At 74.4% G+C, this 15,640-nt stretch carries 15 protein-coding genes; 9 read left to right on the forward strand and 6 right to left on the reverse strand.

Annotation, left to right across the window (positions count from 1 at the left end; translation table 11 throughout):
• Positions 1-119: 119 nt before the first annotated feature.
• From ACQRUO_RS33660 to ACQRUO_RS33695, 8 genes are all read left to right on the forward strand, one after another.
• Positions 120-677 (forward strand): hypothetical protein, encoded by a 558-nt coding sequence (locus ACQRUO_RS33660; RefSeq protein WP_428319940.1) that lies wholly within the window; start codon positions 120-122, stop codon positions 675-677.
• Complete coding sequence (locus ACQRUO_RS33665; protein WP_428319941.1) at positions 670-1,386, forward strand: hypothetical protein; 717 nt, start codon at positions 670-672, stop codon at positions 1,384-1,386. Before ACQRUO_RS33660 ends, ACQRUO_RS33665 begins: the two co-directional genes overlap by 8 nt.
• A complete protein-coding gene (locus tag ACQRUO_RS33670; RefSeq protein WP_428319942.1) occupies positions 1,383-2,153 on the forward strand; it encodes a hypothetical protein in 771 nt (256 codons plus the stop codon). Before ACQRUO_RS33665 ends, ACQRUO_RS33670 begins: the two co-directional genes overlap by 4 nt.
• Complete coding sequence (locus ACQRUO_RS33675) at positions 2,150-2,998, forward strand: hypothetical protein (RefSeq protein WP_428319943.1); 849 nt, start codon at positions 2,150-2,152, stop codon at positions 2,996-2,998. The genes ACQRUO_RS33670 and ACQRUO_RS33675 overlap by 4 nt, the downstream gene beginning before the upstream one ends.
• Before the next feature lie 188 nt (positions 2,999-3,186).
• Positions 3,187-4,110, forward strand: a complete 924-nt coding sequence (locus ACQRUO_RS33680) for an ABC transporter ATP-binding protein (RefSeq protein WP_428319944.1) — start codon at positions 3,187-3,189, stop codon at positions 4,108-4,110.
• Positions 4,107-5,057, forward strand: a complete 951-nt coding sequence (locus ACQRUO_RS33685; RefSeq protein ID WP_428319945.1) for an ABC transporter permease — start codon at positions 4,107-4,109, stop codon at positions 5,055-5,057. Before ACQRUO_RS33680 ends, ACQRUO_RS33685 begins: the two co-directional genes overlap by 4 nt.
• A gap of 9 nt (positions 5,058-5,066) precedes the next feature.
• Positions 5,067-5,984: an ABC transporter ATP-binding protein gene (locus ACQRUO_RS33690; protein ID WP_428319946.1), complete on the forward strand. Its 918-nt coding sequence runs from the start codon at positions 5,067-5,069 to the stop codon at positions 5,982-5,984.
• Between the two features lie 28 nt (positions 5,985-6,012).
• Positions 6,013-6,732: an ABC transporter permease gene (locus tag ACQRUO_RS33695; protein WP_428319954.1), complete on the forward strand. Its 720-nt coding sequence runs from the start codon at positions 6,013-6,015 to the stop codon at positions 6,730-6,732.
• A gap of 102 nt (positions 6,733-6,834) precedes the next feature.
• Here ACQRUO_RS33695 and ACQRUO_RS33700 read toward each other — a convergent pair whose 3' ends face one another.
• Entirely contained in the window at positions 6,835-8,094 is a 1,260-nt protein-coding gene (locus ACQRUO_RS33700; RefSeq protein WP_428319947.1) for a CynX/NimT family MFS transporter, read from the reverse strand.
• 103 nt (positions 8,095-8,197) lie between these two features.
• Positions 8,198-8,929 (reverse strand): FadR/GntR family transcriptional regulator, encoded by a 732-nt coding sequence (locus ACQRUO_RS33705; RefSeq protein ID WP_428319948.1) that lies wholly within the window; start codon positions 8,927-8,929, stop codon positions 8,198-8,200.
• 210 nt (positions 8,930-9,139) lie between these two features.
• Here ACQRUO_RS33705 and ACQRUO_RS33710 point away from each other — a divergent pair, with 210 nt between their 5' ends.
• Entirely contained in the window at positions 9,140-10,777 is a 1,638-nt protein-coding gene (locus ACQRUO_RS33710) for an LCP family protein (RefSeq protein ID WP_428319949.1), read from the forward strand.
• Between the two features lie 72 nt (positions 10,778-10,849).
• Here ACQRUO_RS33710 and ACQRUO_RS33715 read toward each other — a convergent pair whose 3' ends face one another.
• From ACQRUO_RS33715 to ACQRUO_RS33730, 4 genes are all read right to left on the reverse strand, one after another.
• On the reverse strand, positions 10,850-11,662 hold the full coding sequence (locus tag ACQRUO_RS33715) for an HAD family hydrolase (RefSeq protein WP_428319950.1): 813 nt from the start codon (positions 11,660-11,662) through the stop codon (positions 10,850-10,852).
• Positions 11,659-12,933, reverse strand: a complete 1,275-nt coding sequence (serS, locus tag ACQRUO_RS33720) for a serine--tRNA ligase (RefSeq protein ID WP_428319951.1) — start codon at positions 12,931-12,933, stop codon at positions 11,659-11,661. Before serS ends, ACQRUO_RS33715 begins: the two co-directional genes overlap by 4 nt.
• Before the next feature lie 494 nt (positions 12,934-13,427).
• Complete coding sequence (gene pheA / locus ACQRUO_RS33725) at positions 13,428-14,363, reverse strand: prephenate dehydratase (protein ID WP_428319952.1); 936 nt, start codon at positions 14,361-14,363, stop codon at positions 13,428-13,430.
• A gap of 137 nt (positions 14,364-14,500) precedes the next feature.
• A partial coding sequence (locus ACQRUO_RS33730) for a Dyp-type peroxidase (RefSeq protein WP_428319953.1) occupies positions 14,501-15,640 on the reverse strand: 1,140 nt, incomplete at its 5' end.

The following is a 15,640-nucleotide window of genomic DNA, read 5'->3' on the forward strand; positions in this document are numbered from 1 at the left end:
GATCCAGAACGCCAGCACCGCCAGCACCCCGCCCCCCGCTCGCCCGTACCTGCGCACCGTCGGCCCACCCTTCTCCGCTGCCCCGCTCGGTGCACACCCCGACTCCGACCCCGACCCCTGTGCCGCTGCCCAGCCTCACCCTCGCACCGTCGCCGGCGAGCCCGCTGCACGGCACGGTCAGCGGCGACACCCACGGCGGTGACCTGCGCTTCTTCCTCCTCCCGGTACCGGCCGGCGCCCAGCCCTACGGCGACCAGGACGGCACCGCGCTCACCGTGGCCGACCTCGCGAAGAACTACCGCACGCCGGCCGACACCCAGCAGGTCCTGACCTCCTACGGCTACCAGGAGGCCGCCTACCGCCGGTACCGCAGCGGCGACGGGCAGTCGGAGGTCGAGGCCCAGCTGATGCGGTTCTCCTCGGGCGACGACGCCAAGGCCTTCGCCCAGGGTGCCGGGTACGCCCAGGGCACCCCGGTTCCGGTGGCCGGCGACGACGCCGCCAAGGGGTTCCTCTTCAAGCCCGACCAGCAGGCGTTCACCGGTGAGTTGGTCGGGGTGAGCCGGGTCGGCGACGTGGAGTACGAGGTGCGGGTGTACGTGAAGGGCGCGCCGGACCAGGCGCTGCTGGCGGACGCGATGCAGCGCCAGCACGATCGGCTGGGCACCGGTGGCTGATCCCGGCCCGCGCCCCCGCAGCCGGGTGCTGGTGGCCGGCGCGCTGCTGCTGGGCCCGCTGCTCGGCGGCGGGGTCGGCTACGCGATCCAGGCGGGCCGCCCGCCGACCCCGCTGCCGCCGCTGCGCCCCGCGTCCGCACCCCGCTACCCCGCCGCGCCCCTGGAGGCCCCAGCGGCGTCGGCGACGCCCGCACCCGCACCCACCCCGGCGGCCGTCGACGGTGACCTGCGCCCGCTGCTGCTGCCGGTGCCGGCCGGGGCGCAGGCCTGGGACGACTACGGCATCGCGACCCCCGGCGACTGGGAGAGCGCGAGCCAGCTGGCCCGGGAGAGCGGCGGGTCGGCGAGCGCCTTCGAGACGCTGCTGACCGCCGGCTTCCGGCGGGCCGTGATGACCTGCTGGCAGCAGGACGGGGTGAAGTACCGGGTGCAGCTGATCCAGTACTTCCCGGACCGCGCGGGCTCGGCCGTGGACCGCGTGGACGCCGCCCGGCGCGCCGGGACGCCGTTCCCGGACGGACTGGCCGGCGGCTACCGTGCGGCGGGCCGGCCGGCGAGCTACTTCGAGAGCGACGAGCAGTTCTACGACGCCTCGGCGGTGACCCGGCGCGGCGACCTGGTGGTGAGCGTGACGGCCTACGGGAGCGCGCAGTTGCCGGCGGAGCGGGTCCGCGACCTGGCCGAGCAGCAGTGGGAGCGGCTGGCATGAGCGACCGAGTCCACCACCCCGCGCGCCGGGTGGCCATCGCGGCCGGCGCCACCGCGGCGGCCCTGCTGGCCGGCGTCGGGCTCGGGCTGGGCATCCTGCACCGGTCCGCCCCCACCCCGCCCCGCGCAGCGCCGGCGCCCACGTCGGCCCCCATCCCGGCCCCCACCTCGGCCGCGACTGCCGGCCGGCCGGCGTTCGGGGTCGGGCCGGATGGCGTCCACTTCGGCTCGCTGCGCGACCTGCTGCTCCCGGTCCCCGCCGGCTTCACGCTCGGACCCGACGACGCCGGGCAGGGCGACGACACCGAGCTGACTGCTGACCAACTCGGCAACCATCTCGACGAGTTGGTCAAGGAGCTGCCCGAGGGCCAGCGCGCTGCGGTGAAGTCGGCGCTGCAGGCCGCGGGCGACCGAGCGGCGGGCGTGCGCAGCTACCGGACGGACGACGGCCGGTTGGCCGCGACCCTCTGGCTGGACCAGCTCGCCCAGCCGTCGACACAGGCCGGGGCCGCCCTCACCGGGGCACCGGCGGCTGACCCGGGGCTGTTCCGGGACGGGCCGCTGGTGCCCGACCACCCGGAGGCCCGCTGCTTCCAGCCGCAGCTGGACCCGGCCGCGCCGCTCGACGGCCTGCAGTGCACGGCGCAGGCCGGCGACCTGCTGGTGACCATGCACGTCGAGGGGGTCGCGCCGCTGCCGCTCGGCGAGGCCGTCGCCCTCTTCCACGAGCAACTGCGGCGACTGGCCCTGCCCGGAGGCCCGGCATGACCGATGACACAACCGGCGCCACGCCCGACGACACGACCGACGCCACGCCCGCCGGTACGCCCGCTGGTACGACTGATGGCGCGCCCGACCCGACCCCGCCCGACCCGACCACGCCCCGCCCGCGTCGCGTCGCCGTGCTGCGCTGGGGCGCCGCCGCGCTGCTCCTGCTGGCCTCCGGCGCGGCGACCGCCGCCTCGGTGACCGAGGCCGCGCGTGGCAGCCTGCCCGGGCTGGCCACGCCGGGCGACGGACGGTACGGCTTCGCCCCGCTCACCCTGCCCCCGCTGCCGTCCGGTGCGCCCGCACCGAGCGCACCGGACGCCGAACACCGGCACTACGCCGACCTGCCGGCCCTGGTGCTCCCCGCCCCGCGGCAGGCCACCGACCCCGGCACCGCCGGCACGCCCCCGTGCGCCGACTACGCCCGGCTGCACGACGACGCGGCCCGACTGCCCGTCCTGCTCGCCACCGACGCGTGCCGGCAGGCGGCCACCCGGGTCTGGACCGCCACCGACGGCACCCGGACCGAGATCTGGCTGCTCCGGTTCGGCTCGGCGGCCGAGGGCGGCGACTTCTACCAGGGCCTGACCGAGCGCGGCAGCCCGAAGGCGGTCCCGCAGGGCGTCGAGGGGGCCGACCGCTTCGACCTGGGCGCCTCGGTGACCGCCGCCTCCCGGCGGACCCCGCCGCCGCCCGGCGCGGCACCCACCCGGCCGTCGACGGCCGAGGTCGGCTACCTCGGCGCCGGCGACGTGGTGGCGACGGTGCTGATGACCAATCCGCGCGGGGTGCCGGACCAGGCGTTCCGTCAGGTGGTGCTGCTCCAGGGCGACCTGCTGGGCTGACCTGCCGGGCTGACCGGCTGGGCTGACCTGCACCTCGACCGCGGCCGATCCCGCCCCCGACCGCGGGCGACCCCTAGGGGACGCCTGACCCGACGTCATCCTGGAGCAGGAGAGAAACCCACGCCCTTGGTCAGCTCCCCCGGGCGCCCTTCGGCGCTAGGTTCGGTGATGTGTCCACCGCACCCCCTGTGATCAGAACGGACGCCCTCACCAAGCGGTTCGCCACCGTCACCGCGCTCGACCAGCTCACCGTTGAGGTGCCGTCGGGCGTGGTGGGGCTGGTCGGGTCCAACGGGGCGGGCAAGTCCACGCTCATCAAGATCCTGCTCGGGCTCGCGCCCGCCACCTCCGGCGGCGGCCGGGTGCTCGGGCTGGACATCGCCACCGACGGGCCCGCCATCCGCGAGCTGGTCGGCTACATGCCCGAGCACGACTGCCTGCCGCCGGACGTCTCGGCCACCGAGTTCGTGGTGCACATGGCCCGGATGGCGGGCCTGCCGCCCACCGCCGCCCGCGAGCGGACCGCCGACGTGCTGCGCCACGTGGGCCTGCACGAGGAGCGCTACCGCCCGATGGGCGGCTACTCCACCGGGATGAAGCAGCGGGTGAAGCTGGCCCAGGCGCTGGTCCACGACCCGCGCCTGGTGCTGCTCGACGAGCCGACCAACGGGCTCGACCCGGTCGGCCGGGAGGAGATGCTCGGCCTGGTCCGCCGGGTGCACCAGGAGTTCGGCATCTCGGTGCTGGTCACCACGCACCTGCTCGGTGAGCTGGAGCGGACCTGCGACCACCTGGTGGTGATCGACGGCGGCCGGCTGTTGCGCGCCTCCAGCACGGCGGCGTTCACCGAGGCGACCCGGCTGCTCGCCGTGGAGGTCACGGACAATCCCGACGGCACCGCCGAACAGCTGGTCCACGACCGGCTGACCGCCGCCGGGCTGACCGTCGGCAGCGACGGCGCGCACCTGCTGCTGGTCGAGCTGGCGGACGACGACACCTACGACCTGATCCGCGACACCGTCGCCGGGCTGGGCCTCGGCCTGGTCCGGCTGGAGCAGCGCCGGCACCGGGTCGCCGAGATCTTCACCGAGCCGGCCGGAGGCCCCCGATGACCGCCCCGTCCGACCTGCCCGCCGACCCGCCCCGCGCCGTCGTCGCCGCAGCAGCCGGCGCCGCCACCGCCGCCACCACCCAGGGCGTGATCCACGACATCGGCTACCGCGGCTACCAGGGCCCCCGGCTCGGCCGCGGCTACGCCACCCGCTCGCTCTTCGTGCAGAGCCTGCGCGCCGCCTTCGGGCTGGGCCGCTCGGCCCGGGCCAAGGTGCTGCCGATGCTGATGCTGGCGGCGGTCACGCTGCCGGCCGCGGTGCTGGTGGCGATCACGATCATGGAGAGCCGCACCGAGCTCGCCACCGACTACCCGCGGTACCTGGCCGGGGTCGGGCTGCTCTTCGTGGAGATCTTCACCGCGGCCCAGGCCCCGGTGCTGCTCTCCCGCGACCTGCGGCACGCCACCGTGCCGCTCTACTTCTCCCGCCCGATCACCCGCGCCGACTACGTCCGGGCCAAGGCGGCGGCCCTGGTGGTCGCCCTGCTGGTGGTCACCGTGCTGCCGCTGCTGGTGCTCTACCTGGGCGCGCTGCTCGGCGGGCTGGACCCGGCCCGCAACACCGAGCACTTCGCCATCGGGCTGCTCGCCGCGCTGCTCTACTCGGTGGTCTTCGCGGCCGTCGGCCTGGTGATCGCGGCGGCCACCCCGCGGCGCGGCTTCGGGGTGGCGGCGATCATGGGTGTGCTGGTGGTCAGCGGCCTGGTGGCGAACATCGTGGTCGCCCTCACCCAGGGGGCGCACCAGGTCGGCACCGACAACAGCAGCTGGGCCTACCTGCTGGCGCCCGACGAGGTGGTGGCGCGCTTCACCAACCAGCTCTGCGGGCTCGCCGGCGACCTCGGCGGCACGCCGGGGTCGCTCGGTGCGGTGGTCTACGGGCTGGAGATCGTCGTCATCGCTGCCGGGGCCTACGCCCTGCTGCTGCGCCGGTACCGGAAGATCTGAGGGCCCGTCATGGCAGTCATCACCATCGACAAGGTCTCCCGGTGGTTCGGCAACGTGGTCGCGGTCAACGACGTCTCGATGACCATCGGCCCGGGGGTGACCGGTCTGCTCGGGCCCAACGGCGCCGGCAAGTCCACCCTGATCCACCTGATGAGCGGCTTCCTGGGCCCCTCGGCGGGCAGCGTCACGCTGGACGGCGCGCCGATCTGGCGCAACCAGCAGGTCTACCGGGCGATCGGCCTGGTGCCGGAACGGGAGTCGATGTACGACTACCTGACCGGCTGGGAGTTCGTGCTCGCCAACGCCGAGCTGCACGGCCTGCCGGACCCCGGCGCGGCGGCCCGGCGGGCGCTGGCCCTGGTCGAGATGGAGCCCGCCCAGGACCGCCGGACCGGCACCTACTCCAAGGGCATGAAGCAGCGGGTCAAGATGGCCTCGGCGCTGGTCCACGACCCGGCCGTGCTGCTGCTGGACGAGCCGTTCAACGGGATGGACCCGCGCCAGCGGCTGCAGTTGATGGAGCTGTTGCGCCGGTTCGGCGCCGACGGGCGCACGGTGCTCTTCTCCTCGCACATCCTGGAGGAGGTCGAGCAACTGGCCCGGCACGTCGAGGTGATGGTGGCCGGCCGGCACGCCGCCTCGGGCGACTTCCGCCGGATCCGCCGGCTGATGACCGACCGGCCGCACCGCTACCTGGTCCGCTCCAGCGACGACCGCCGGCTCGCCGCGGCGCTGATCGCCGACGGCTCCACGGCCGGGATCGAACTGGACTGGCAGGAGCGGGCGCTGCGGATCCAGGCGATCGACTTCCAGGGCTTCACCACCCTGCTGCCCAGGGTGGCCGCCGAGGCCGGCATCCGGCTCTACACCGTCTCCCCGGCGGACGAGTCGCTGGAGAGCGTCTTCTCCTACCTGGTGAACTCCTGACCTGCTCAACTCTCCGAAGGGCTGGAAGATCGTGAACCTGACCGTGGCGCGGCTGACCGTACGCGGTCTGCTCGGCCGGCGGCGGGCGCTGCTGCTGCTGGTCGTCCCGGTGCTGCTGGTGCTGCTCGCCGTGCTGGCCGGCGGCTCCGGCGCCGACCGGCGCACCGTGACCGGCGACATCCTGGGCACGCTGGGCCTGGGCACCCTGGTCCCGCTGCTCGGGCTGGTGGTGGGCACCGGCGTGATCGCCACCGAGATCGACGACGGCTCGATCGTCTACCTGCTGGCCAAGCCGCTGCCGCGGTGGCGGATCGTCACCACCAAGCTCGCGGTGGCGGTGCTCAGCTGCTGGGTCTTCGCGGCCGTGCCCACCCTGCTGGCGGGGCTGATCCTGAACGGCACCCGGGACGGGCTGGCGCTCGGCTACACGGTGGCCGCCCTGGTCGCCGGTGCCGCGTACAGTGCGCTCTTCCTGCTGCTCGGCGTGGTCACCCGCAACGCCGTGGTGATCGGGCTGGCCTACGCGCTGATCTGGGAGAGCCTGGTCGGCAACTTCGTGAAGGGCGCGCGGACGCTGAGCGTCCAGCAGTGGGGCCTGTCGCTGGCCAAGGCGATCGCCGCGCCCGGCACGATCACCGCCGACGTCGCGGTCGGTGTGGCGGTGCCGCTGTTGCTGCTGGTCACGGGCTGTGCCACCGCGCTGGCCGCGCACCGGCTGGCCGGGCTGACGCTGAGCACGGCCGAGTGAGGCTGAGCACGCCCGAATGAGGCGGGGCACGGCTGGATGACGTGGAACGGCCGACCGGGAAGTCCCGGTCGGCCGTTCCAGCACTGCGAGATCGCGCACTCGCTACAGCGTGCGGTTGCGCCCCGCGCCCCAGCCGGCCACGCCCACCACGCCGGCCAGCACCAGCAGCACCACCAGCACCGCGCTCCACCCGCCGGTCAGCTGGTGCAGCGCACCGCCGCCGACCGGGCCGGCCGCCGCGATCAGGTAGCCGATCGCCTGCGACATGCCGCCCAGCTGCGCGGCGCCGGCCGCGGTGTCGGTGCGCAGCACGATGAAGGCCAGGCCGAGGCCGAGCGAGCCGCCCTGGGCCAGGCCCAGCACCGCGGCGGCGGCCCAGGCCCCGGAGACCGGGGCGATCAGCAGCATCGCCACGCCGGCCGCGTTCAGCGCGGCCATCGTCACCGCCAGGGCACGCTGCCGGGTGAGCCGGCCGGCCAGCAGCGGGACCAGGAAGGCACCGGCCACCTGCACCAGGTTGCTGAACGCGAAGACCAGACCGGCCTGGTCCCGGCTCATCCCGTGCGAGGCCAGGATCGTCGGCATCCAGGCGACCAGGGTGTAGACCATCAGCGAGGAGACGCCCATGAAGAGGCTGATCTGCCAGGCCAGCGGCAGCCGCCAGAGGCCCGCGATCGGCTTGGCGAGCGGCGCACCCGCGGCACCCGTGGCAGTTGCCGCGGCGGGCGCGGCCGGTGCGGCGGCCTGCCGGCTGCGCAGCACCTGGGGCAGCCAGGCCACCGCCGCCACCAGGGCGAGCAGCGACCAGGCACCGAGCGAGGCCCGCCAGCCGCCGCCCAGCGCGTGCTCCAGCGGCACCGAGCTGCCGGCCGCCAGGGTGGCGCCGACCAGCATGGTGGTCGAGTAGACGCCGGTCATCGCCGCCGCCCGGTCCGGGAACTCGCGCTTGACCAGTCCGGGCATCGAGACGTTCAGCACCGCGATGGCCACCCCGATCACCACGCAGCCCCCGTACAGCGCCACCACCGAGGGCAGCACCCGCAGCAGCACGCCGGCGCCCAGCACCAGCACCGCGCCCAGCACCACCCGCTCGGTGCCGAACCGCCGGGTCAGCCGCGGGGTGAGCGGCGCGCCCACGCCCTGGAAGAGCACCGGCACCGTGGTGATCAGCCCGCTGACCGTCGAGGAGAGGCCGAAGGTGCGCTGGATCTCCCCGACCATCGGCGAGACGGCGGCCAGGCAGGCTCTCATGTTCAGCGCGACCAGCACGATCCCGAGCAGCAGCAGCGCCGGGTGGGCGAGCCGGGAACGGACGGGGACGGCGGACGTGGGCAGCGACTGCTGGGCCCGGGTGACGGACATGGTGGTGCCATTTCTAGGGTGAAAGGGGCAGGAGGGGGCGGGCTCGGCCGGGCGCGCGCCCGCGCTGGGGAGCGGGCGACGCGGTGGGCCGGACGGCCGCCGACTACTTCCGGGCGGCGAACTCCGCCAGCAGCTGCTCGACCGCCGCGGTGGGCTCGGCCAGCAGGGCGCGACAGGCGGCCTCGGCACGGTCGGGGTCGCCGCTCTCGATCGCGTCGACCAGCGCCGCGTGGGTGGCGACGACCACCTCGGGCATCTCGTGGTCGCCGAAGGCGGTGCGCATCGCCTCGCGCACCGAGGCGCCGAAGTAGCGGTAGACCTCGGTCAGCGCCGGGTTGTGGGCGGCCTCGACGATCGCGGTGTGGAACTCCAGGTCGTGCTCGACGGTGGCCTCGCGGCCGGTCCGCTCGTCGTGCGCGGCGATCACCTCGGCCTCGCGGGCCAGCGCCTCGCGCATTCGCCGCAGGTCCTCGGGAGTGTGCCGGAGCGCGGCCAGCCGGGCCGCCTCGGCCTCCAGGGCCGCTCGCACCTCCAGCACGTCGCGCACGCCGGAGCGCTGCACGCCGCGCAGCACGGCCGCCGGGTCGCTGGTGCTGCGCACGAAGGTGCCCTCGCCCTGCCGGGTGACCAGCATGCCGGCGTGCACCAGCACCCGGATCGCCTCGCGCACGGTGTTGCGGCCGACCTGCATCCGCTCGGCCAGCTCGTGCTCGGTGGGGATCTTCTCGCCCACCGTCCAGCTGCCGGCCGCGAGCTGCTCGCGCAGCTGCTCGATCGCGGCGTCCACCAGGGAGCGCCGGCCGGCGGCGTGCAGTGCGCCGCTGTTGCCGCTCACCGTCACCACCTCCGTCCCCGCCCTGCTCGACCCGTGTCCTTGCCCGGTCATCCTACAACCTCTTGCCCGGTCATCCTACAACTGACCCCTCGGGTCGCATGGTGGCGCTTCGATTGCATAGTTAAGCAATAGAGCAAGTCAAGACCCGGTCAAGGCGTGGCGATGACGCCTTTGTATGCTCCGCTGAGGCGGCAGTGGAGGGGAGAGCGGATGGCAGACCAGCGGGCACGGACGTCCGACCACGGTCCCGCGGGCGGGGAGCCGGCCGGCCCCGGCGGTGGCCGGGCCGCCGCGCGCCGGACCGCCGCCGGCCGCAGGCGCAAGGGCGGCCGGCTCGGCCGGAAGAAGCTGGTCGTCTGGACCGCGGCCGGGGCCGTGCTGCTCGGCGGCGGCGCGGCCGGCGCGGTCTACCTGAAGCTGAACGCCAACATCAGGAGCTTCGACAAGGCGGGCATCGCCGCCGACCGCCCGCCGGCGGCCACCGCGGACGCCAACGGCAACAAGCCGATCAACGTGCTGCTGATCGGCTCCGACTCGCGCGGCGGCGGCAACGGCGACCTGGGCGGCGGCGGGGACGACGGCGCCCGCTCGGACACCACGATCCTGTTGCACGTCTACGCCGACCACCGGCACGCCGTCGGCATCTCGATCCCCCGCGACTCGCTGGTGGAGATCCCGCCCTGCCTGGTCAACGGGAAGTGGACCAGGAAGCAGCCGAACACCATGTTCAACGCGGCCTTCTCGATGGGGAACACCGACGCCGGCAACCCCGCCTGCACCCAGAACACCGTGGAGCACCTGACCGGCCTGCGGGTGGACCACACCCTGGTGGTGGACTTCGCCGGCTTTGCCGCGATGACCAGCGCGGTCGGCGGCGTCCAGGTCTGCGTGCCGAACGCGGTCTACCAGGGCGACCTCAACCCCAACCTGGGCCACAAGGGCGGGCAGGTCTTCGCCAAGGGCCTGCAGACCGTCTCCGGGCAGCAGGCCCTGGACTACGTCCGGGTGCGGCACGGCATCGGCGACGGCTCCGACATCGGCCGGATGCAGCGTCAGCAGGCCTTCCTCGCCGCGCTGATCAAGAAGGTCAAGGGCGACGGGATGGACCCCACCACGCTGCTGCCGCTGGCCGACGCCGCGACCAGGTCGGTCACCGTCGACCCGGACCTCGCCTCGGCCCAGAAGCTGCTCTCCTTCGGGCTGTCGATGAAGAACATCGACCTGCACGACGTCAAGTTCGTCACCGTGCCCTGGCGCTTCGAGGGCCCCCGGGTCGCCTGGGTGCAGCCGGACAGCGACCGGCTCTGGGCCGCGCTCAAGGCCGACCGCACGCTGGACGGCCAGGACGCCAGTGGGCAGCGGGCCGACGTGCCGAGCGCGGGTGCGGGGTCGAGTCCGGCGTCTGGTCCGGCGTCGGGCCCGGCTTCGAGTCCGGCGTCGAGCCCGCCGGTGGTGAACGGCGCCGGTGCCCGGGTGGTGGTCTACAACGGCACCACCACGGCGGGGCTGACCCAGGCCGCCTCGGCCCGGCTCAGGTCGGCCGGCTTCGCGGTGGCCGGCGTGGCCAACGCGGCCGCGCAGGACCACGACGGCACGGTGATCGAGTACGGCGCCGCCCAGGCCGCGGCGGCCCGGCAACTGGCGCAGCTCTTCCCCGGGGCCACCCTGCAGAAGAGCGCCGGGGCCGGGCTCGACCTGGTGCTCGGGAAGGACTTCGCGGCGACGGCCGGCGGGGCGGCGGCCGCGCCCGGCACGCCCGCGGCGCCGGCTCCGCTGCCGTCCGCCATCAGCGACGGCGCCCGCTCGGCCGACGACGACCCCTGCGCCAACCTCAGTTACAGCGGCTGACGGCCCGTCGGCGCGCCGGTCGGCCGGACGACGGACCGGACGACGGACCGGACGGCCTCGGCCGACCCGCCGTCAGGTGCCGTACAGCCGCTCCAGCACCAGCGCCACGCCGTCCGCGTCGTTGCCGGCGGTGACCTCGTCGGCGACCGCCAGCAGCTCCTGGTGGGCGCCGGCCATCGCCACCCCGTGCGCCGCCCAGCGGAACATCGGCAGGTCGTTGGGCATGTCGCCGAAGGCGATGGTGTCCGCCGCCTTCAGACCCAGCCGGCGGGCCGCGACGGCCAGCCCGGTGGCCTTGGAGAGCCCGAGCGGGAGCAGCTCGACGATGCCCTCGCCGGCCATCGTGACGGTGACCAGGTCGCCGATGATCCGCTGGGCGGCCTCGGTCAGCTGGTCGGTGGTCAGGTCGGGGTGCTGGACGAAGAGTTTGCCGATCGGCGCGGCGAACAGCTCGGCCGGATCGGTCACCACGGTCAGCGGCAGCTCGCCGCTGCCCATCAGCCGGTAGGTCGGCAGCGCCAGCACGGCGCCGTCCAGGCCGTCCCGGGCGGCCGCGACGGCCGGCGGGCCGAGTTCGGCGGTCAGCTTGGCCAGCGCGAGCCTGGCCAGCTGGCGGTCCAGGGTGAGCGAGGTGAGCAGCCGGTCGCTGCCCGCGTCGTAGACCTGGGCGCCCTGGCCGCAGACGGCGGTGCCGGTGTAGCCGATCGCCTCGAAGACCGGCCGGGCCCAGGTGACGGCCCGGCCGGTGACGATCACGTGGACCGCCCCGGCCGCGGTCGCGGCGGCCAGGGCGGCGCGGGTCCGGTCGGTGACCGTCTCCGCGGGGTCGAGCAGGGTGCCGTCCAGGTCGGTGGCGATCAGGCGGTACGGCAGCCCGTCGGTCACTTGACCGGGTCCAGCGTGGTCCGGCCGCCCAGGAAGGGGCGCAGCGCGGCCGGCAGCACCACGGAGCCGTCGGCCTGCTGGTGGTTCTCCAGGATGGCCACGATCAGCCGGGGGACCGCCGCCAGGGTGCCGTTGAGGGTGGCCAGCGGGCGGACCTTGCCGTCCTCGCGCATCCGGATGGACAGCCGGCGGGACTGGTACTCGGTGGTGTTCGAGGTCGAGGTGACCTCGCGGTACTTGCCCTGGGTCGGGATCCAGGCCTCGATGTCGAACTTCCGGGCGGCCGAGGCGCCGAGGTCGCCGGAGGCGACGTCGATCACCCGGTAGGGCAGCTCCAGCGCGTTGAGGAAGTCCTTCTCCCACTGGAGCAGGCGGCGGTGCTCGGTCTCCGCCTCCTCCGGGGTGGTGTAGACGAACATCTCGACCTTCTCGAACTGGTGCACCCGGATGATGCCGCGGGTGTCCTTGCCGTAGGTCCCGGCCTCGCGGCGGAAGCAGGAGGAGAAACCGGCGTAGCGCAGCGGGAGGCGGTCGGCCTCCAGGATCTCGTCCATGTGGTAGGCGGCGAGCGGGACCTCGCTGGTGCCGACCAGGTAACGGTCCTCCTGGGGGAGGTGGTAGACGTTCTCGGCGGCCTGGCCGAGGAAGCCGGTGCCGTCCATGGCGGCCGGGCGGACCAGCGCCGGGGTGATCATCGGGATGAAGCCGAGCGCGGTGGCCTGGGCCATCGCCATGTTCACCAGGCCCAGCTCCAGCAGGGCGCCGGGGCCGGTCAGGTAGTAGGAACGGGCGCCGGCCACCTTGGCCCCGCGCTCCATGTCGATGGCGCCGAGCAACTGGCCCAGCTCCACGTGGTCGCGCGGCTCGAAGCCCTCGGCCGCGAAGTCGCGCGGGGTGCCGATCTCCTCGAGGGTGACGAAGTCCTCCTCGCCGCCGATCGGGGCGGCGGGGTCGAGCAGGTTGGCCAGCGAGCGCAGCAGCCGCTCGGCCTCCTCCTTGGCCTCGCCCTGTTCGGCGTCGGCGGCCTTGACCTCGGCGGCCAGCTCCTTGGTGCGCTGGAGCAGGGCGGCCTTCTCCTCGCCCTGGGCCTTGGGCACCTGCTTCCCGAGCACCTTCTGCTCGTTGCGCAGTTCGTCGAAGCGACTGCCCGAGGACCGGCGGCGCTCGTCGGCAGAGAGGAGGGCGTCGACCAGGTCGACGTCCTCGCCACGGGCGCGCTGCGAGGCGCGCACTCGGTCAGGGTCTTCACGGAGCAGGCGAAGGTCAATCACGGGCCCAAGCCTACCGGGGCCGGAACCGGCTGGGGATAACTCGCCCAAGCCTGTGGATAACCAGCCCCCAGTGATCCACTGTGGGTCACTGTCCACAGGCGGTTCGTGTCGCCTGTGGATTTCCGAGATCCCGGAAAGTTCGCCGGATCAAAACCGGCTTTCCAGGTTTCAAACCTCGATCCGCCATCTCGGTGGAAGGAATTCCACCACTCGGAGAGGTGACTTCTCAGGAGAAGGGTGACTCTGGTGTGATCGGTCCGTTTTGGTCGGCTAACCGATGATCGGAGTGGACCTGGGAGTGGCTAAGCCGGTTTGTCGACTCATCCCCAGGCCTGTGGATAACCGGTGGATAACTGGCCGGTAGGCCAGGCTGTGGATGGCGATCGGACCCGCAGAGCGGCCTGTGGACGGCGCTTTGGACGCCTTTCGGGGAGATGTCCGAAAGGCGTCCCGCAGTTGTCCGGCGGTTGGCGGGAGTGCTTCTCCGGCCGAGCTCAGTCCTCGCCGCGCCCGTCCAGGCAGCGGGCCAGCCAGTCGGCGGCGACCACGAAGTCCTCGTCCGAGGAGCCGGCGCGGCGCGGGGTGGCGTCCCGCCGGTCGGCGCGCGGATAGGAGCCGAGGAACCGCACCCGCGGGCAGATCCGCTTCAGGCCCATCAGCGCCTCGGCCACCCGGCGTTCGGTCAGGTGCCCCTCGCAGTCGATCGAGAAGCAGTAGTTGCCCAGGCCCTGACCGGTCGGCCGGGACTCGATCCGCATCAGGTTGACCCCGCGGACCGCGAACTCCTGCAGCAGCTCGAGCAGCGCACCGGGGTGGTTGTCGCCCAGCCAGACCACCATCGAGGTCTTGTCCCAGCCGGTCGGCGAGGCGGCCCGACCGGGCCGGCCGACCAGCACGAACCGGGTGGTGGCGGCCTCGGCGTCGTGGATGTCGGTGACCAGCGGGTGCAGCCCGTAGAGCGCGGCGGCGAACTCGCCGGCGAAGGCGCCGTCCACCTGCCCCTCCTGGACCAGCCGGGCGCCGTCCGCGTTGGAGGCCGCGGCCTCCCAGCGGGCCTCCGGCAGGTTGGTGCCGATCCAGCGCCGCACCTGCGGCTGGGCCACCGGGTGGCTGGTGACGGTCTTGACGTCGGCCAGCTCGGTGCCGGGGCGGACCAGCAGCGCGAAGGTGATCGGCAGCAGCACCTCGCGGTAGATCATCAGCGGCGAGCCGGTGGCCAGCTCGTCGGCGGTGGCGGTGACCGCGCCTTCCACCGAGTTCTCGATCGCCACGAAGGCACCGGCCGCCTCGCCGGCCCGCACCGCGTCCAGCGCCGCGGGCACCGAGGGCAGCGGCACCAGTTCCCGGGTCGCGGCCTCGGGCAGCGTGTGCAGGGCCGCCTCGGTGAAGGTGCCGGCCGGCCCGAGGTAGGTGTAGCGGGTCGCCGACATGGCCGAGCCTCCGTGACTATGTGAACCGGTATCAGACCAGCCACCATAGCCACTCCGGTGCCCCCGCGGGGGCCCGGTCCGCACACTGGTCCCGCCCCGGGCCCGGCCGCCGCCGCGAGCGGGTCCCAGGGGCGCCGCTAGCCCTCCAGCAGCGCCTGGCCCGGGTAGCCGCCGGCGCCGCCGACCCCCGGCGGCACGGCGAACAGACCGCTCGCCTCGTGCTTCAGGAACCGGGAGAGCCCGTCCGCCCGGGACAGCTTCTGCTGGACCGGGACGAACCCGCGGGCCGGGTCGGCCTGCCAGGCGAGGAAGAGCAGCCCGGCGTCCGGCGAGCCGTCCGGCAGCACCCCGTCCGCGTAGGAGAAGCCGCGGCGCAGCATGGCCGCCCCGCCGTTGGCGGCCGGGGCGGCGACCCGGACGTGCGCGTCGGCCGGGATCGCCAGGGTGCCGTCCGGGTTCTGCTTGGCCAGGTCGACCGGGGTGGTCTCGGTGCCGCCGGAGAGCGGTGCGCCGTCCGACTTGCGCCGCCCGACGAACCGCTCCTGCCGGTCGGTGGGGAGGTTCTCCCAGTCGTCCAGCAGCATCCGGATCCGCCGCAGCACCAGGTAGGAGCCGCCCGCCATCCAGTCCGGGCCGGTGGCGAAGACCTTGGCGGCGAAGTCCGGATCGGTCGGCTTGGGGTTGTTGGTGCCGTCCACCTGCCCCATCAGGTTGCGCCCGGTCATCGGCGCGGGCGTGGCGCCCGGGGTGCGGGCGAAGCCGGTCATCTGCCAGCGCGGGGCGGCGGTGCCGGCCGCCTGCTGCTGGAGCACCCGCAGCGCGTGGAAGGCGACCAGCGCGTCGTCCGCGCCGACCTGGAGGATCAGGTCGCCGTCGCTGCGCGCCGGGTCGAGCGCGTCCAGCGGGAACGGCGGCAGCGGGGCGAGTGCGGCCGGGCGGCGGTCGGCCAGGCCGGTCTTGTCGAACAGGCTGGCCCCGAAGCCGACCGTGACGGTCAGCGAGCAGGGGCCGGCGTCCAGCGCGATCTGGTTCTCGTGGCCGGTGGCCGGCTCGCCCGCGGTCAGCCGGGCGATGGTGGCGCTCCACTGCCGCAGCAGCGCCTGCAGCCCGCCGCGCCCGGCGTTCGGGGCCAGGTCGAAGGCGGCCAGCTGCACCCGGGCCTGCGGCGGCTGGACGATCCCGGCCTGGTGCGGCCCCTGGTCCGGGACCCGGGCGGCGCCCAGCGCGGCCGGCCCGGCCGCAGCCGCCCGGGTGGCCGGGACGGCGGCCGCCCGGGC

Source organism: Kitasatospora sp. LaBMicrA B282, assembly GCF_050325825.1.
GTDB lineage: Bacteria > Actinomycetota > Actinomycetes > Streptomycetales > Streptomycetaceae > Kitasatospora.